Below are 17,272 nucleotides of genomic sequence, written 5' to 3'. Positions count from 1 at the left end.
TCAAATTCGGACGGGCTTCTGTGCTCGATATAAGGTTTACGCGGCGGGGCTGTAAGGCCCGGCGGTGTAGCTTAGCGTCGACGCTTCCAGATAATGCCGAGCATGATGACGATGATGCCGCCGATAAGGCACGCGCCAACTACTGCCAGCGTGCGGTCTCCCGTTGCGGCGAGCTTACCGGTCGTCTTCTTGGTGATGACCTTCGTGGTCGTCTTAGGCGAGGGCTTAGGCGTCGGGGCCGGTGTGGGCGTGGGGTCCACGGCTGCGGAGCCGAAGCTGATGGTGCCCGCGAGCGAGGCCATCTTGCTCTCCCAACTGTTCTGCCCGATCAGCGCCCTCAGCGCCGCCTCGCACGTGCCCCACTCGGTGTACTTGGTGGCGTGTGCAAAGGTGGGAAAGTCGGTTGTGTTGGTAATGATGTAGTTGTTGGTGGCGACGGTATAGGTCTTGGCGGGGTCGAGCGTACTGCCGTCCTTGGTGAGTGTGGCACTCACAATGCGCTTGCCTTCGGGCTGCGTCCAATCAATCGTCACGTTGATGCCGCCAAAGGAGAGAACGCTGCCAGAGTCATCGCGCCACTTGTACTTGTCTTGCGCCTCCTGCTCGGTATGGCCGGCTGCCACGTAGGCTTGCTGAAGCTCGTAGCTGTGATTACACTCGTCGCTGATTTGCAGCGAGTGCTCGAGTGCCGCGAGGAAGTCCGCGCCGGTCATGGTCCAGGTTTCCACGGTGTTGCCGTAGGGCGAGATGGCGATGACGTTGCCGGCGGTCACGTTGCCCGCCGCGATGCCGCCGCGGATGCCGCCAGCGTTTTCGATAGCGAGGTCCGCGCCCGTCAGGGCAAGATAGGAGCCGCAAATCACGTGGCCGATGGTCTGGGCCTTGGTGGTGTCGCCCTCCTTGCTGGGGCGGAAATCGGTGGTGCGCACCATTTCCCAACCATGCGTGCCTGCGGCGTCCTCGCCGTAGAAATAGTTGGTGGCGGATGTGCCGAGCACCTTGTTCGATTCGTTTTCAAAGGCCTCGTCGAGCGGTTTGATCTTGTTGCGGACGTCTTCAAGGCGGCTTTGGTAGTCGGAGCCCTTGTCGGGGTCTGCCAAAAGGTCGTTGACGTTCTTGGCGGTGTAGAGCCTCTCGTCGCTGCCGTCTGCAGGGACCGTGACCGTGTCATCGTTGGTCGTCTCGGTGCCATTCGTGTCGTACCTGTACGGAATGGAAAGCAGCCCCACCTCGGCAAAGGCGCTGCCTGCCTCGACAACGTGGATCGTCTTGCCGTCGGCTCCCGTCACCTTTTCGTTAAGGTTGATGTGCTCGTGGCCTGCGATAAGGGCATCGACGCCGGCGAGTTGTGTGGCAAAGGTCTTGGCGTCGAGCGTGTGCGCGATACACACAACAACATCGCAGCCCTCCTTGCGCAGCTGCTCTGCCTCGGTATTGATGGCGTTCGCGGCACTCGAGAAGCTGGTGCCCGCGACCAGGTCCGCGCGCAGCGAGGAACCTAGCGACTCATCCATGGCTCCGATAACGCCGACCTTAATCTTGTAGTTAAACGTGGAACTGTCCTCGCCGTCCTTCCAAGTGCGGTTGAGCGTCTTCGTGATGCTCGAGCTCCATACGCCGCTCGTAGACTTCGCGTTCGCGCAGAGCATGGCGAAGGGCGTGCCGGTGGTGCTGTAGCCGGTCATGGTGCGGAGTTTGTCCGCGCCGTAGCTCCAGTCGTGGTTGCCTGGCGTGGTCGCGTCGTAGCCATCGGCGTAGAAGGTGTCCATGAGCTCGGCGATGCTCTTGCCCTCGCTCATGGTGGCGAAGGACTGTCCGTGGAAGGTGTCGCCCGCATCGAGCAAAAGATCGGGGGCGTTGCCCTGGGCGCTATAGAGAACTGCCAGTCCGTCGAAGCCGACGGTGCCGGTGCCCTTGCTTGCGTTGTAGCTGTACTTGTAGCTGCCGTGGATGTCGTTGGTATGCATGACGGCCACGGAGCCGTCAATAGCGGCGGGCAGGTTCCCCGCGAAAGCGAGGCTTGGGATGCCTGCGAGCGAGCCGGCAAACAACGCGGCGGCTAACGCAAGGCGGGGGAGTCTTTTCATGGCAGTTTCCTTAGTCCTTAGCCAGAATGTCTGGTCGAATATCGGATTATCGACATAATATGCGAAAACCGCCGCAAGGGCGTCTGTCCCTTTGCGGCGGTTTTGACGTTTGCGCAGATAAAACCTGCCAAAATTAACATCCCTTTTTGGCAGGTTTTAGCTCAGCAGCATGCGGTCGTTGGCGAGCTCGCCGCCCGAGACCTCCTCGAACTTCTGCAGCAGGTCGGCTACGGTGAGCGACTTCTTCTCATCGCCTGCCACGTCGTAGATCACGTGGCCTTCGTGCATCATGATCAGACGGTTGCCCAGACGGATGGCGTCGTTCATGTTGTGCGTGACCATGAGCGTGGTCAGGTGGTTCTCGTCGACGATCTCCTCGGTCAGGTTGAGCACCTTAGAGGCCGTCTTGGGGTCGAGGGCCGCGGTGTGCTCGTCGAGCAGCAGCAGGTGCGGCCTGGTGAGCGTGGCCATCAGCAGGGTGAGTGCCTGGCGCTGGCCGCCCGAGAGCAGGCCGACCTTGGCGTTGAGACGCGTGTCAAGACCAAGGTCCAGGCGCTTGAGCAACTCAACGTACTCATCTTTCTCGGCCTTGGTGACGCCCCACGAAAGGCCGCGACGCTGGCCACGGCGCTTGGCGAGGGCCAGGTTCTCGGCGATCTGCATGTCGGCAGCGGTACCGCGCATGGGATCCTGAAACACGCGGCCCAGGTACTTGGCGCGCTGCGACTCGCTCAGGCGCGAGATGTCGGTGCCGTCGAGCTCAATAACGCCCGAATCGAGCGGGTACACGCCGGCGATCATGTTGAGCAGCGTGGACTTGCCGGCGCCATTGCCGCCGATCACGGTTACAAAGTCGCCGTCATTCAGGGTGAGGTCGACGCCGGTGAGCGCGCGCTTCTCGGTGACGGTGCCCTTGTTAAAGGTCTTCTTGACGTGCGAGAGCTTAAGCATCTGCCTCATCCCCCTTCGTGTAGGAGCTGCGGAGCTTATAGCGCTCCCAAACCACGGGCACGCACAGGGCCACGGCAACGATCACGGCGGAGAGCAGCTTCATGTCGTTGGCGTCCATGCCCAACTGCAGCACGATGGCGCGGATAAGGAAGTACACCACGGAGCCAAAGACGGCGGAGGCAAGACGGACGCTAAACTGCGTGAGGCCGCCGGGCAGCAGACGGCCGAGCACCTCACCGATAACAATGGCGGCAAGACCGATAACGATGGCACCGGTGCCCATACCAATGTCGGCATACTTCTGGCTCTGGCAGATGAGCGCGCCCGAAAGGCCGATGAGGGCGTTGGAGAGCACGAGGGCGATCATCTTGGTGGAGTTGGTGTTGACGCCCAGAGCGCGGATCATGTACTCGTTGTTGCCGGTGGCGCGCAGCGCCGAGCCGATCTCGGTGCCAAAGAACCAATACAGGATGGCAACGATAGCCACGGCGAGCAGGATGCCCAAGATGATGGCAACGGTGGACTGCGGCAGACCGGTCATATTGCTGACGGCCGAAAACACGGTGCCCTTGGCAAGAATGGGCGTGTTGGACTTGCCCATGATGCGCAGGTTGATGGACCACAGACTGATCTGCGTAAGGATTCCGGCGAGGATTGCGGGAATCTCAAAGACGGTGGTCAAGATGCCCGTGACGGCGCCCGCGATGGCGCCGGCGCACATGCCGGCCAGCACGGCGAGCAAGGGGTCGACGTTATTGTTGACGATGAGCACGGCGCAGACACAGCCGCCGAGGGCAAAGCTGCCGTCGCAGGTCATATCGGGGATGTCGAGCAGGCGGAACGTGATAAACACGCCAAGCACCATAATGCCCCAGAGGACGCCCTGCGAAACGGCGCCCTGCAATGCAATGAGCATGCTTCATACCTCCTAGGATAGGGTGGACACGTGATTTTCCATAATAGCGGTACCAATGCATAAAAGAGCGGCGGACAGACGTTTTGTTTTACCTGAAACAAGCAGGGCGAACGCCGGCCTTTAGCGTTCGCCCCAATGACTCAGATATTGAATAACGCAGCCGTGGCGCGCGTGCGGGCCCTAGACGCGTTATTCGTCCAGAGCGGAAAGGTCGATACCCAGAGCCTCGGCCATCTCGTCGTTCTTGACGACGACCAGGTCCTTGCTCGAGAGGTGCTTGATCGGCATATCCTCGGGCTTGGCCTCGCCCTTCAGGATCTTAACGGCCATCTCGCCCGCGGCGTAGCCCAGGTCCTTATAGTTGATGGAGAGGGTGAACAGGCCGCCGGCCATGCACATACCCTCCTCGCCAGTCACGAAGGGGAGCTTGTTCTCCTTGCAGATCTGGCCGACCTGCGAAGCACCCGCGGCGATGGTGTTGTCAGTGGGGGAGTACAGCGCGTCGACCTTGCCCACGGCAGACTCGACGACGGACTGAATCTCGTTGGAGCTCGAGACGGTGAAATCGGTGTACTCGAGGCCCAGCTTGTTGAGCTCCTTCTTGGCGGCTTTGATCTGGACGTCGGAGTTGGACTCGGCGGTGCAGTAGAGCAGGCCGACCTTTTTAACGTCGGGCAGGACCTTCTGCATCATCTCGAGCTGCTCGGCGACTGGGGTGAGGTCGGAAGCGCCCGTGACGTTGGTGCCGGGCTTGTCGTTGTCCTGGACCAGGCCGGAGGCGGCGTAGTCGGTGATGGCACAGCCCACGATGGGGATATCGGCCGTGGCGCCGGCGGCAGCCTGCGCGGCGGGCGTGGCGATGGCATAAATCAGGTTGACGTTGTCGCCCACAAACTTGTCGGCAATGGACTTACACGTGGATTGGTCGTTCTGGGCGTTCTTCTGGTCGATCTTGACCTTAAGGCCGCTCTCCTTGATGGCCTTGACAAAGCCGTCGTTGGCGGCATCGAGTGCGGAGTGCTCGGTGAGTTGCAGAACGCCGATGGTGTAGTCGGAACCGGCGGCAGCAGAGCCGGAACCAGAGTTGCCGCCGCATCCGGCGAGCGGGGCGAGCGCGAGCAGACCGGCGGAGACCAGAAGGCTCCTGCGGCTGATGGTGATGTCCTTCATATCATTACCCCCAGTATAAAAATGGCTGGAAACACTGCACTGGGACAAAGTGCAAGTGGAACTATAGTAGCGCTGATGTCCATTTTTACAACAGCCTGGCGGGTTTTTTAATACAGAATCGGATGGGCGGTACGGGTAGTCGAATGGGCGGCGGAGGGTCTTATGCGGCGGAGGAGGCATCGTCCTCGTCCAGGACGGCGAAGAGCTTCTTGCCGTCAAGGAGACGTGTGGTGACGTTTCTCATGCGGCCGATCTCAACGGTACGCAGCGTGTCGTCGGCGCCTCGCGCGTCATAGACCGTTCCCAGCAAATACGAGATGCCGTCTCGTTGCTTGATGGCAAAGGGCCGGAGTGTCATCCGCGCCACTTCGACCTCTCCGCGTGCCGTGACACTCGAAATATCAAAACTCACCGTGGTTCCGTGGTCGATGGCCTGCTCGATGAGCTCGCAGGCATCAATGCGCTTGACGGGCGTGCGTATGGCCTTGGTGGATTTGTCGCCTGCGCTTGGAGCAGGCTCGGGTGCATCGAGGTAGCCGCGAACGTCGGCACTCGCCATGGCGACCAGGTGCTGCGCCATGCTTTTTCGAATGGCGATGGGCGTAGAGCGGTTGCGCATGACCATGCCGTGGAGCCGGATGATCTCTTCGTCGGTGAGCGGACGGGTCAAGAGCCGATACCCCACGCCGCGCTTGTATTCAATTTCGTATCCGGCATGGCGAAGTGCGGAGATGGCGGTGTAGATGCTGCGCCGCGCCGCCGAGATGGGCATGCGGGCGGGGTCGTCGGGATGGGCGAGGCGCCGGATCAACTCATCGGAAAGCATGGCCTTGTCCTCGCCGGTGTTTTCGCTTAATAGTTGCAGGATGCGAACGGCGCGATAGGCTGCCATCGAGGCGGCGCCTCTCGTCGTGGTCTCGTAAGTTTCAACAGCGGTTTCGGTCATGGCGTCCACGTCCTTTCCGTTTTGGGTGGCGACGGTATGGAGCCTAGGGCGCGGGGCTTTCCCAGGGGTGCAGGACACTCCGGGCGGTCGGTAGTCGTCGGCAAGCGGCGGGTCGAGTTTTCAACAGCCCTGCTCAACTGACCAAAATCTTGCCAAAAGCTTGACGGATACTGTTGAAAAAAGCGCCCCTCGGCTTGCCGAGAGGCGCTGGCGTGATGCGCTGGAACGCGTTCGGTGGCGCTGTGGCGATTAGAAGTCGGCGTTGCCCACGGTGCGCGGGTGCGGCAGGACGTCGCGGATGTTGCCCACGCCGGTGAGGTACATCACCAAGCGCTCGAAGCCCAAGCCGTAGCCGGCGTGCTTGCAGGAACCGTAGCGGCGCAGGTCAAGGTAGTACTTGTACTGCTCGGGATTCATGCCCAGGTCCTTGATGCGGGCCTCGAGCAGATCCAGGCGCTCCTCGCGCTGGGAGCCGCCGATAATCTCGCCGATACCGGGAACCAGGCAGTCGGCGGCGGCGACGGTCTTGCCGTCCTCGTTCATGCGCATGTAGAACGCCTTGATCTCGGCCGGGTAGTCGGTTACGAAGGTCGGTCGCTTAAAGTGCTCCTCGGTCAGGAAACGCTCGTGCTCGGTCTGCAGGTCGATGCCCCAGCTGACGGGGTAATCAAACTGGTGGCCAGCAGCGACTGCCTGCTCCAGGATTTCGACAGCCTCGGTGTAGGTAACGCGGGCAAAGTCGGAGTTTGCCACATGGTCCAGGCGCTCGATCAGGCCCTTGTCCACAAACTTGTTGAGCATATTGAGCTCGTCGGGGCAGGTGGCCATAACGTCCTTAAGGACGTACTTGAGCATGGCCTCGGCGTTATCCATGTAGTCGTTCAGGTCAGCAAAGGCCATCTCGGGCTCGATCATCCAAAACTCGGCGGCGTGGCGCGTGGTGTTGGAGTTTTCGGCGCGGAAGGTGGGGCCAAAGGTGTACACGTCGCCAAAGGCCATGGCAAAGTTCTCGGCATTGAGCTGGCCGGACACGGTAAGGCTCGCGTGCTTGCCAAAGAAGTCCTGGCTCCAGTCGACCTCGCCGGACTCGGTGAGGGGCGGGTTTTTGGGGTCAAGCGTGGTCACGCGGAACATCTCGCCGGCACCCTCGCAGTCACTCGTGGTGATGATGGGGGTGTTGACGTAGACAAAGCCTTGCTCCTGGAAGAAGCGGTGGATGGCGGCAGCCGCGACAGAGCGGATGCGGAACACGGCGCGGAACAGGTTAGTGCGCGGGCGCAGGTGCTGCTGGGTGCGCAGAAACTCGACGGTTGCGCGCTTCTTCTGCAGCGGGTAATCCGGGGCGCTGACGCCCTCGACCTCGATGGAGGTGGCAGAAAGCTCGAAAGGTTGGGGCGCATCGGGGGTCAGCTTGACGGTGCCGGTGCAAATGAGTGCGGCCGAGACGTTTTGATGGGCGATCTCGTCGTAGTTGTCGAGTGCCTCGCGGTTCATGACGACTTGCAGGTCGCGGAAGCAGCTGCCGTCGTTGAGCGTGACAAAGCCAAAGTTCTTCATGTCGCGGACGGACTTGACCCAGCCGGCGACGGTGACGGTCTGGCCGCCGAGCGACTCGGCATCGGCATAGAGCTGCGCGATTTTGGTGCGGTTCACGTATCCTCCCATAACGGTTGAATGATAGTTATCCATACAGTTCGATATTCTAGCAGCTCGGCTCATTTGGGCTATACAGATAAGGCATTGGCGGGATGGTTTTTCAAACGAAAAGCGCCCGCGGCCAAATGGTCGCGGGCGCTTGACGAGGCGCCTTTTGGCTGTGTGGCGCGGGGCCTGGCTACTTGGTCTTGGCAACCAGCAGCGGATCGCCAAGCTTGACGAGCGGATTGCCGCCGATAAGCGTGCCAGACTCGCCGACGTGGTCGATGCTCTTGAGGCGGTCGAGCTCAGAGATGATGACGGTCACGATGTCCTCGTGACCGGCGGCCTTGATAGCGTCGCGGTCGAAGCTGATGAGCGGCTGGCCGGCCTTGACCGTGTCGCCCATCTCGACAAAGCGGGCAAAACCCTTGCCGTTCATTTCCACGGTGCCCAGGCCAACATGGATGAACACGCGAAGACCGTCTTCGGTGATTATGCCGATGGAGTGGTTGGTGACGGTGGTGGCGCCGATACGGCCGTTAGCGGGGGCGTAAATGGTGCCGGTAATGGGCTCGATCCCGTAGCCCTGGCCGAGCATGCCCGAGGCGATGGTCTCGTCGGGAACCTCACTCAGATTGACGAGCACGCCGTTGACAGGAGCGTAGATGACGCCTTCGCGGGTGGCGAAGCTTGCTGCGGGCGGAACGGACGCCTCGCCCGACGAAGTGAACGTGGACTTGAGCGAATCGAGCAGACCCATAGATGCCTCCAACGTATCAGGCGCGCATGTTGCACGCGTGTGGTTTGCCGGAAACGTTTCGTACGTGTTTCCCAGCACGGTCAGCGCTCCTATTTTACGCTGTCCAACGATACCTCTGAACAGCGATTTTGTGATATATCAGTTGAAGGCCAACTTATTGCGGGGGTGTTTCTGCGCCGCGGGCTCAAGTGGGGTACGCTAAGGTGCGAAAAACGAGTGCGCACGAATCGCACGGAGGGAGCACCTATGATTATTGAGAACCATGCGCTGTGGGGCGAGGAGCCGACCGAGGATTATCCGGCGACGTTTACGTATCTGGGTGCCGAGCCGCTGCCCGACAAGCCCAATGGCCGCCGCCCCGCGGTGATCATCTGCGGCGGAGGCGGGTTTACGCATATCGCTCCGCACGAGCAGGACCCGGTGGCGTTTGCGTTTTTGGACCGCGGCTACCAGGCCTTTGTGCTCAACTATGTGACGAGCGCCACGGGCGACGTGAGCTTTCCGCACCCGCAGGCGGACCTCGCCAAGATGGTCGCTACCGTGCGCGCCAACGCCGACGAGTGGCATGTCGATCCCAAGCGCGTGTGCATCGTGGGTTTCTCGGCGGGCGGCATGATCTGCGCCTCGTTGGCAACGCAGTGGAAGACCGGACCTTTCGCGGGCCTTGCCGGGGCTCGTCCGGAGGATATTCGTCCCGACGCCGTGGTGCTGGGCTATCCGTTGCTCGACCTTGCCTATGTGCGCGATATGCAGACGCGTGACCCGCGCATCGACCTGCGCGTGCCCAAGACGGGTGGCAAGACAGGGCGCGATTTGCTCAACGACTATCTGTCGATGGTGACGGGCGGCGAGGCGACCGATGAGCACCTGGCCGACATTTGCCCTACCACGCACGTTTCGCGCCAGATGCCCCCGACCTTTGTGTGGGGCGTTTCGGACGACAAGACGGCGCCGGTCGCGCAGGTCTACCCGTTTGCGCAGCGCATGGCCGAGGAGGGTGTTGCATGCGAGATGCACGTCTTTGACCAGGGTGGCCACGGCCTTTCGCTCGGCAACGCCAATACCGCGGTCGACAACGAGGACAAGCAGGTTTCCGTCCGTCCCTGGATCCGCCTGGCCTTCCGCTTCCTGGAACGCCATATGTAAAAGTAGACTACTTGCCCGTTTCAAAAAGTCTGCTTAGAGGAGGAGCCATGCTTGAGGGTACGTATGTAGTTTTGGCCCAGACGCCGGTGGGGAGCAAGCGCGGCGAGGTGACGTTTTCACATGGGGTGAACGGCGCGCTCAGGGCAGTACTAAACGTCAGGGGTCTCAATATCGCTCTCTCGGGTGCCCGCGCTGAGTGCGATTTCTTTGAGCTCTCGGGCACTATCTCCCACGTCTTGATGGGCAAGGCGCCCTTTACATGCACGGGGTCGGTTGAGGGTGATCGACTCACTGCTACCGCGCGGTCGGGTTCCATTTCGATCTCGCTGAGCGGTATGCGCAAAGAGCTTTCGGGGCGCACCGCATAAAGTTTGCGCAGGTAAACATCGGTATTTGACTTTATATAATAGTTCAGAGCGCTATCATTTGTCGTTACGAGTTGGTTAGCCCCGGTAAACGGTTAACCGCGTCTAACGAAAGGATGAACGCGTGAAGCTCGATACACTCGAGATTGGAAAGGACGCCGTTGTCGCATCGGTGGCATCGGACGATCAGGCACTCCGACAGCATATTTTGGACATGGGTCTAACGCCGGGCACCGAAGTCACCATGATGAAGTATGCCCCCATGGGCGATCCGCTCGAGATCCGCCTGCGTGGCTACGAGTTGACACTGCGCAAGGACGATGCCGCTCGCATCGAGCTCGTGGGTATTCACGACACCGATACGGGTCCGCGCGCTAACGCCGCAATCGGCACGACGGAGCATCCGGCCCTGGGCGAGGGGACGTATTCGCCCCGTGCGGCAAAAACGGTCGTGCCTGAGGGCGCGCCGCTGCATTTCGCCCTCGCCGGCAACCAAAACTGCGGTAAGACCACGCTGTTCAACCAGCTTACGGGCTCCAACCAACATGTCGGTAACTTTCCCGGCGTGACGGTCGACCGCAAGGACGGCACCGTCCGTAACCATCCCGAGGCAAGCGTTACCGACCTGCCCGGCATCTATTCGCTGTCTCCGTACACGGGCGAAGAGATCGTCAGTCGCCAATTTATCCTGGACGAAAACCCCGACGCCATCATCGACATCATCGACGCTACTAATATCGAACGCAACCTGTACCTGACGCTGCAGCTTATGGAGCTCGACCGCCCCATGGTCATCGCGCTCAACATGATGGACGAGGTGACGGCCAACGGCGGCGCCGTGGACGTCAACCTGCTCGAGAGCCTGTTGGGCGTGCCTGTTGTCCCCATTAGCGCTGCCCGCAACGAGGGTATCGGCGAGCTGGTGGATCATGCCTTGCACGTGGCACGGTTCCGCGAGCGCCCCGGTCGCCTGGACTTCTGTGCGCCCGATGGCTCGGACGGCGGTGCACTGCATCGCTGCATCCACGGTATTGCCAACCTGATCGAGGACCATGCCGTGACGGCGCACATTCCGGTGCGTTTTGCGGCGACCAAGCTGGTTGAAGGCGACGAGCTGGTGACCGAGGCGCTTCACTTGGATCGCAATGAGCTCGACGCTATCGAGCACATCATTACCCAGATGGAGGGCGAAGCCGGCACCGACCGTCTGTCCGCGCTGGCCGATATGCGCTTTAGCTTTATCGGCGACGTGTGCGGGCGTTGCGTCGTCAAGCCGCACGAGAGCCGCGAGCACGTGCGCTCCGTCAAGATCGACCGCATCCTGACGGGTCGCTACACAGCCATTCCGGCGTTTCTGGTGATCATGGGCCTCGTCTTTTGGCTGACGTTTGGCGTGATCGGCGCGGCGTTGCAGGGACTCATGGAGGACGGCATCGCTGCCATCATCGCCTCGGCCGATGCGGGCCTCAAGGCGTTCGGCACCAACGACGTAGTGCGCTCGCTGGCTGTCGACGGCGTGCTTACGGGCGTGGGCAGCGTGCTGACCTTCCTGCCGATTATCGTCGTGCTCTTTTTGTTCCTTTCCATTCTGGAAGACTCCGGATACATGGCACGCGTGGCCTTTGTCATGGATAAGGTACTGCGTCGCTTTGGCCTTTCGGGCCGCAGCTTCGTCCCCATGCTCGTCGGTTTTGGCTGCACCGTGCCGGCTATCATGTCGACCCGTACGCTCCCATCCGAGCACGACCGCAAGATGACGGTCATGCTCACGCCGTTCATGAGCTGCTCGGCCAAGTTGCCGGTCTACGGTCTGCTGTGCGGGGCGTTTTTCCCACAGGCGACGGTTCCCGTCATGGTCTCGCTCTATCTGATTGGCATTGCGATCGGTTGCATCGCGGCTTTGGTGCTCAACCGCACGGCATTTAAGGGGGACCCGGTGCCGTTTATCATGGAGCTCCCCAACTACCGCCTGCCGAGCGTCAAGACGACGGTGATGCTGGCATGGGATAAGGCCAAGGGCTTCATCACCAAGGCCTTTACCATCATCTTTGCCGCTACGGTGGTCATTTGGTTCCTGCAGACGTTCGATATCCGCTTTAATGTGGTCGCCGATCAGTCGCAGAGTCTGCTTGCGGGCCTCGGCAGCATCATCGCGCCGGCGCTGGCGCCGCTTGGGTTTGGCGACTGGCGTGCGTCCACGGCGCTCGTCACTGGACTTATCGCCAAGGAGAGCGTCATATCGACGCTCACGGTGCTTTTGGGCGCGACCTCGCCCGCGGCACTGTCGACCATGTTTTCGCCGTTTACTGCCTATGTGTTTCTGGTCTTTACGCTGCTGTATCCGCCCTGCGTGGCTGCCATCGGCGCCGTCAAGAGCGAGCTGGGCGCGCGCTACGCCGTTGCCGTGTTCGCGTTTCAGGTGGCAGTCGCCTGGATCGTGGCGTTTGTCGTGCATTCGGCGGGCATATTGCTGGGGTTGGCTTAGTTATGTATTGACGGCGCAACCTCTGTGTATCGAATTGTTTTCGGCCCTGCATCTGTTGCTGACGGATGCGGGGCCGTTGCTATATAATCGCCTCCACTCAAAATGATTGGAGACGTTATATATGAGTCAGGCAAGGCAAGACGGCATCACGCTCAGGCAGTGGCTCCCGCTCGTCGGGCTCACCTGCTGTGCGTTCGTGTTCAACACGTCGGAGTTTATGCCCATCGGCCTTTTGACTGATATCGCCGCGTCGTTCTCGCTCACCGAGGCCCAGGCGGGCATCATGATCTCGGTCTATGCCTGGGGCGTCATGCTGCTGTCGTTGCCGCTCATGGTGTTCGCTTCGCGTTTCGAGTTCAAGCGGATGCTGCTGGGCGTGCTCGCCGTGTTCTCGCTCGGCCAGTTTCTGTCCGCTGTGGCGCCGACTTATCCCATCCTGGTCTGCGCGCGCCTGGTGGTCGCTTGCGCACATGCCGTGTTCTGGTCGGTCGCCTCGATTATGGCGTCGCGCCTGGTTGACACACGCCACGGGGCACTCGCTATCAGCATGATCGCCACGGGCTCTTCCATCGCACAGATCTTTGGCCTGCCGCTCGGCCGCGCCATTGGCCTGGCCGTGGGCTGGCGTATGACGTTTGCCGTGGTCGGAGCACTGTCTGCTGTCGCGGTCGTCTACCAGGCGACCGTGTTTCCAACCATGCCGGCGGGCGAGCGCTTTACCGTCAAGCAACTGCCCGAGCTGCTCAGGAACCCGTTACTGATCGCGCTCTATGCGGTCACGGTGTTCATGGCAACTGGCTATTACGCGAGCTATAGCTATATCGAGCCTTTCCTGGCTCAGGTCGCGCATGTCGACGCAAGCGCCATCACTATGACGCTGACGGCGTTCGGCTGCTCTGGTCTGCTCGGAAGCTGGCTGTTCGGCCGGCTGTTCGATGGGCACCGGTTCCCGTTCCTTGCGATCACGCTCTCCGGCGTGCCGGTGGCCCTGCTGCTCATGGGCCCGGCCGCATCGTCGCTCGTGGCAGTGCTTGCCGTCTGCGCGCTGTGGGGCTGCTGCGCCACGGCCTTTAACGTGGCGTTCCAAGCCGAGCTCATCAAGCACACGCCGGCAGATTCGTCGGCCGTCGCCATGTCGATCTTCTCGGGCCTGTTCAATCTGGGCATTGGCACGGGTACCGCGATCGGCGGAGCCGTGGTTTCGGGCCCCGGTATCGCCTGGATCGGCTTCGCGGGCGGGGTGATTGCCGTCGTGGGCGTTATCCTCGCCATTACGGTGATGTTCCCGGCCATACGCCGCGCAAAGCCTGTTGCCTAATCATGTTCCCTCATCAGTTGCGGTGGAATAGTTCCTGTTTAAGGCCTCTGAAGGCCCAAGCAGGAACTATTCCACCGCAACTTATTTTGGGGAAGAGGATACAAGCCGGGCATACAATGGATGTCGTTGTGTTGAGCTTACCGGGAGGTTGCTATGTGGGCATACGAGACGACGTTCTATCAGATCTATCCGCTGGGCTTTTGCGGAGCTCCGCGCGAAAACGCCGCGCCCGTTGCTGAGGATGAACTCTCCCAAGCTGCCGGCACTGCACCCAACCCCGATGCCCCCATCATGAAAATCGCCCAATGGGCCGACTACCTGCAGGGACTCGGTATTGGCGCCGTGCTGATCAATCCTCCACTCGAGTCTGATAGCCACGGTTACGACACGCGCAGCCTGCGCCATATCGACCGTCGCCTGGGTGGGGATGCCGACTTTGCCGCCGTATGCGACACGCTGCATGCCCGCGGCATCCGCGTGGTGCTCGATGCCGTCTTCAACCACGTCGGTCGCGGCTTTTGGGCTTTCCGCGATGTGCAGGAGCGCAAGTGGGACTCGCCCTACAAGGACTGGTTCCACATCAGCTTTGACGGCGACTCCTGCTATGGCGACGGCTTTTGGTACGAGGGCTGGGAAGGTCATTTTGAGCTTGTGAAGCTCAACCTGCAAAATCCCGCCGTGGTCGATTACCTGCTTGAGTCCGTGCGTCGCTGGGCCGAGGTCTTTGGCGTCGACGGCCTGCGCTTGGACGTTGCCTATATGCTCGACCGAGACTTCATGCGCCGCCTGCACGCCTTTACCCGTGAGCTCAAGCCCGACTTTGTGCTGATCGGCGAGACGCTCCACGGCGACTACAACCAGATCGTCAACGACGAGATGCTCGACTCCTGCACCAACTACGAGTGCTACAAGGGCCTGTACTCCAGCTTTAACTCGGTCAACATGTTCGAGATTGCCCACTCGCTGCATCGCCAGTTTGGCGGTGACCCGTGGTGCATTTATCGCGGCAAGCATCTGCTGTCGTTTGTCGACAACCACGATGTGCCGCGCCTGGCGAGCATCCTGACGGACAAGTCCTGCCTACGCCCCGCCTACGGCATGCTCTTTGGTATGCCGGGCATTCCGTGCGTCTACTACGGCAGCGAGTGGGGGATTGCCGGCGAAAAGGGCGGCCCCGATGGCGATTGGGCGCTGCGTCCTGCGCTCGATGAGCCTGCGCCCAACGAGCTGACGGCCTTCATCAAGCAGCTCGCGCACCTGCGCTCGGCAAACGATGCGGCGGCCCGTGCCCTCAACTACGGTGTCTATCGCAACGTGGTGATTCAGAACAAGCAGCTGCTGTTCGAGCGCGCCTGCGACGACGCGACGGTGCTCGTGGCGGTCAATGCCGTGAACGGGCCCTATACCTTTGGAGCCGGCGAACTCAGCGGCTCCTTCGTCGACCTGCTTGCCGACGATGCGCCCACGGTCGAGCTGTCGGGCTCCCTTGAACTTGCGCCCTATGAGGTGCGTTATCTGCTGAGGGCCTAATTCATGACTGCGCCGGACGAGGGCTATCAGCATATTGAGCATGGGTTTGAGCCCGTGTTCGACCAGCACTCGCGCGTTTTGGTGCTGGGGTCGTTTCCCTCGGTGCTCTCGCGTGCCAATGCCTTCTACTATGGCAATCCGCAGAACCGCTTTTGGCGCGTGATGGCCGCGTGTCTCGGTGCGCCCGTGCCGCCCAACGAGGGCGACCCTTAAAACGGAGTATTTGAGCATGAAAAAGAAAGCTTGGTCAGTCCAGATAGTGAGAAGTTAAAGCTGAAAACCATCGTAGAATTGACAAATCGAAATTTGTGGAGAGGAGAAATATCGATGGAGTGGACAAGTGAAAAGTATAAAAACAACCTAATGGAGTATGAAAAAAAAGATGGTATAAAAGCAATTATCATATATTGCCTCATAATGGGCAGTGCATTCTTTCATGGCTGGCTTTATACAACAAATACAAGCGTGCTCATATTAAATCTGTCACAAGTTTGGATTCCTCTTGTCTTGATTTTACTTTTCGCATGCTTTTTCCATTGCAACAAACAGAAAATAGACAGTGTTGGAATTAACACCGATAAGCTAAAAAACAGCATTATTCTAGGCGTTATTGGTGGAATTTTTCTGCTTGTTATACAAACGGTGCTGTTTAAGGCACAAGGGAAATCCATATCGTTTACGGAACCCTTATTGATAAACTGGATTATTTTCTTCTTCGCTGCTCTCGAAGAAGAAATTATATTTAGGGGATACATTCAAACAAGATTGTCAGGATTGATAAGAAACCAGTGGATAGTTGGTATTATCAATTCGGTCCTTTTTCTCTCGATACATTACCCGGTAAGATGGGTAATTATTGGAAAGCTATATTTTGATGTGTTGCCGGTAGAGTATGTGATCTCCCTTCTGGCTTTGCACTTTTTTTGTGATGCAGTGTATAAAAGAACAAATTGTTTATGGGGCTCAGTGGTGCTCCATATTATCTATAACGCAGTAGGGGCGATGATTGCTGTTTAATAACTTCCTGCTTGTAGCGATGACATGAACAAGTGAAGTTTAAGGAACAGAGCTTTACCCTCTTTACCTATACAAATATATAGGGCAATTCAAGGTTTCACATGATCGAAACCCTAGGTTTTAAGGGAAAAGGTGCGCCCCACTATTGCCTTGTGCAATAGGGATTGAGTATGTTGTTCCTTGAACAATCGAGTCATGGCACCTGGAGCGCCTTATTGAGCGCTGGCGCGAGGCCGTTGACTGGGAAGCTCTGTAATTTAGATATTTGATTGAGCATGGGCGCCGAGGCGTTTGATGATGGCGCGCCAGATTAGTGCGGGCACAGCAGGCCTAGCGCGCACCATGCCGTCGGTGTCGACGCTACTGGCATTTCCGCCGCCGAGCAGCTGCGCATGTTCAACCGAGCACCCCATGCGCACGGCGCCCACCAGCTTATCCGTCGCTTCGGAAAAAGGCCGACGCAGGAGTCCCATGCGCGGGGAATGGCGAAGCGCCGCGATGCCGCTGCCGGTGCAGGCGATAACGCCGCCGCACCACGTTAGCCTACGGAGTTCGCAAGCTTGGCGCAAGCGCTCGATGAGCATGCACGCCCCCTCGGTTCGCTCGCAGGCGGCTTGAACGACGACATAGACGCGCGTTCCCGTATCGCCAAAGCGATCGAGCGCTTTGGCGATGTCTGCCACTGCCTCGTCAACGGGCGTATCCTCAACGGCGAGCACGATGCCGTCGGCAGTATCGGCGCTATTCGCCTTCAAGTCGACTGGATGGGGGAGTGCGGTGCCGGAAAGCTGAGCATAGGCGGCGATGGCATCCTGCAGGTCCCAGAGCAAAAACTCAAGATCGGAGCTATTGGGAATGCTGATATACGCAATGGTTTGCAGCGTTTTTGGTACATCGCCGCGTGCGGTCGTCTCCATGCTGCCTCCTTTCCGGTTGGTTTCCG

The 17,272-nt window shown here is 59.8% G+C and carries 14 protein-coding genes and 1 pseudogene; 7 read left to right on the top strand and 8 right to left on the bottom strand.

The window, feature by feature from the left end; genetic code table 11:
• Positions 1 to 71 precede the first annotated feature (71 nt).
• The 7 genes from PMX70_RS07580 to PMX70_RS07550 form a co-directional block, all read right to left on the bottom strand.
• Entirely contained in the window at positions 72 to 2,087 is a 2,016-nt protein-coding gene (locus PMX70_RS07580) for a bifunctional metallophosphatase/5'-nucleotidase (RefSeq protein ID WP_271743257.1), read from the bottom strand.
• A gap of 156 nt (positions 2,088 to 2,243) precedes the next feature.
• A complete protein-coding gene (locus tag PMX70_RS07575; protein ID WP_271743256.1) occupies positions 2,244 to 3,038 on the bottom strand; it encodes an ABC transporter ATP-binding protein in 795 nt (264 codons plus the stop codon).
• Entirely contained in the window at positions 3,031 to 3,954 is a 924-nt protein-coding gene (locus tag PMX70_RS07570) for an ABC transporter permease (RefSeq protein WP_006234992.1), read from the bottom strand. The genes PMX70_RS07575 and PMX70_RS07570 overlap by 8 nt, the downstream gene beginning before the upstream one ends.
• Before the next feature lie 189 nt (positions 3,955 to 4,143).
• On the bottom strand, positions 4,144 to 5,124 hold the full coding sequence (locus tag PMX70_RS07565) for an ABC transporter substrate-binding protein (RefSeq protein WP_117583095.1): 981 nt from the start codon (positions 5,122 to 5,124) through the stop codon (positions 4,144 to 4,146).
• A gap of 160 nt (positions 5,125 to 5,284) precedes the next feature.
• Complete coding sequence (locus tag PMX70_RS07560) at positions 5,285 to 6,070, bottom strand: hypothetical protein (protein WP_117799699.1); 786 nt, start codon at positions 6,068 to 6,070, stop codon at positions 5,285 to 5,287.
• A 249-nt stretch (positions 6,071 to 6,319) separates the two neighbouring features.
• Positions 6,320 to 7,723 (bottom strand): asparagine--tRNA ligase, encoded by a 1,404-nt coding sequence (asnS, locus tag PMX70_RS07555; protein ID WP_118377407.1) that lies wholly within the window; start codon positions 7,721 to 7,723, stop codon positions 6,320 to 6,322.
• A gap of 181 nt (positions 7,724 to 7,904) precedes the next feature.
• Entirely contained in the window at positions 7,905 to 8,468 is a 564-nt protein-coding gene (locus PMX70_RS07550; RefSeq protein WP_271743253.1) for a PTS sugar transporter subunit IIA, read from the bottom strand.
• 246 nt (positions 8,469 to 8,714) lie between these two features.
• On the opposite strand from PMX70_RS07550, the gene PMX70_RS07545 reads away from it, so the two are divergent.
• The 7 genes and pseudogenes from PMX70_RS07545 to PMX70_RS07515 all read left to right on the top strand — a co-directional run bounded on the left by PMX70_RS07545 (position 8,715) and on the right by PMX70_RS07515 (position 16,329).
• Positions 8,715 to 9,614, top strand: a complete 900-nt coding sequence (locus PMX70_RS07545) for an alpha/beta hydrolase (RefSeq protein ID WP_124785980.1) — start codon at positions 8,715 to 8,717, stop codon at positions 9,612 to 9,614.
• Between the two features lie 47 nt (positions 9,615 to 9,661).
• Positions 9,662 to 9,982 (top strand): hypothetical protein, encoded by a 321-nt coding sequence (locus PMX70_RS07540; protein ID WP_117786142.1) that lies wholly within the window; start codon positions 9,662 to 9,664, stop codon positions 9,980 to 9,982.
• 121 nt (positions 9,983 to 10,103) lie between these two features.
• Positions 10,104 to 12,464 (top strand): ferrous iron transport protein B, encoded by a 2,361-nt coding sequence (gene feoB, locus PMX70_RS07535; protein ID WP_271743252.1) that lies wholly within the window; start codon positions 10,104 to 10,106, stop codon positions 12,462 to 12,464.
• A 121-nt stretch (positions 12,465 to 12,585) separates the two neighbouring features.
• Complete coding sequence (locus PMX70_RS07530) at positions 12,586 to 13,782, top strand: MFS transporter (RefSeq protein WP_271743251.1); 1,197 nt, start codon at positions 12,586 to 12,588, stop codon at positions 13,780 to 13,782.
• Between the two features lie 153 nt (positions 13,783 to 13,935).
• Positions 13,936 to 15,312, top strand: coding sequence for an alpha-amylase family glycosyl hydrolase (locus PMX70_RS07525; RefSeq protein ID WP_271743250.1), 1,377 nt, complete (start codon positions 13,936 to 13,938; stop codon positions 15,310 to 15,312).
• Between the two features lie 3 nt (positions 15,313 to 15,315).
• Positions 15,316 to 15,519, top strand: a pseudogene (locus PMX70_RS07520) (uracil-DNA glycosylase family protein); the annotation flags it as partial.
• Between the two features lie 120 nt (positions 15,520 to 15,639).
• Positions 15,640 to 16,329 carry a CPBP family intramembrane glutamic endopeptidase gene (locus PMX70_RS07515; RefSeq protein WP_271743249.1) on the top strand — a complete coding sequence of 230 codons (690 nt, stop codon included), beginning with the start codon at positions 15,640 to 15,642 and terminating at the stop codon, positions 16,327 to 16,329.
• Between the two features lie 257 nt (positions 16,330 to 16,586).
• Here PMX70_RS07515 and PMX70_RS07510 read toward each other — a convergent pair whose 3' ends face one another.
• On the bottom strand, positions 16,587 to 17,246 hold the full coding sequence (locus tag PMX70_RS07510; protein ID WP_271743248.1) for a hypothetical protein: 660 nt from the start codon (positions 17,244 to 17,246) through the stop codon (positions 16,587 to 16,589).
• Positions 17,247 to 17,272 lie beyond the last annotated feature (26 nt).

This window comes from Collinsella aerofaciens (genome assembly GCF_028206795.1).
Lineage (GTDB): Bacteria > Actinomycetota > Coriobacteriia > Coriobacteriales > Coriobacteriaceae > Collinsella > Collinsella aerofaciens_AX.
This window is presented reverse-complemented; position numbering and strand designations above follow the sequence as displayed.

What these genes read in the sequence shown, in the direction of transcription:
- PMX70_RS07580 (WP_271743257.1), bottom strand. Translation starts at nt 2,087, where the DNA reads ATGAAAAGACTCCCCCGCCTTGCGTTAGCCGCCGCGTTGTTTGCCGGC.
- PMX70_RS07575 (WP_271743256.1), bottom strand. Translation starts at nt 3,038, where the DNA reads ATGCTTAAGCTCTCGCACGTCAAGAAGACCTTTAACAAGGGCACCGTC.
- PMX70_RS07570 (WP_006234992.1), bottom strand. Translation starts at nt 3,954, where the DNA reads ATGCTCATTGCATTGCAGGGCGCCGTTTCGCAGGGCGTCCTCTGGGGC.
- PMX70_RS07565 (WP_117583095.1), bottom strand. Translation starts at nt 5,124, where the DNA reads ATGAAGGACATCACCATCAGCCGCAGGAGCCTTCTGGTCTCCGCCGGT.
- PMX70_RS07560 (WP_117799699.1), bottom strand. Translation starts at nt 6,070, where the DNA reads ATGACCGAAACCGCTGTTGAAACTTACGAGACCACGACGAGAGGCGCC.
- PMX70_RS07550 (WP_271743253.1), bottom strand. Translation starts at nt 8,468, where the DNA reads ATGGGTCTGCTCGATTCGCTCAAGTCCACGTTCACTTCGTCGGGCGAG.
- PMX70_RS07545 (WP_124785980.1), top strand. Translation starts at nt 8,715, where the DNA reads ATGATTATTGAGAACCATGCGCTGTGGGGCGAGGAGCCGACCGAGGAT.
- PMX70_RS07540 (WP_117786142.1), top strand. Translation starts at nt 9,662, where the DNA reads ATGCTTGAGGGTACGTATGTAGTTTTGGCCCAGACGCCGGTGGGGAGC.
- PMX70_RS07530 (WP_271743251.1), top strand. Translation starts at nt 12,586, where the DNA reads ATGAGTCAGGCAAGGCAAGACGGCATCACGCTCAGGCAGTGGCTCCCG.
- PMX70_RS07525 (WP_271743250.1), top strand. Translation starts at nt 13,936, where the DNA reads ATGTGGGCATACGAGACGACGTTCTATCAGATCTATCCGCTGGGCTTT.
- PMX70_RS07515 (WP_271743249.1), top strand. Translation starts at nt 15,640, where the DNA reads ATGGAGTGGACAAGTGAAAAGTATAAAAACAACCTAATGGAGTATGAA.
- PMX70_RS07510 (WP_271743248.1), bottom strand. Translation starts at nt 17,246, where the DNA reads ATGGAGACGACCGCACGCGGCGATGTACCAAAAACGCTGCAAACCATT.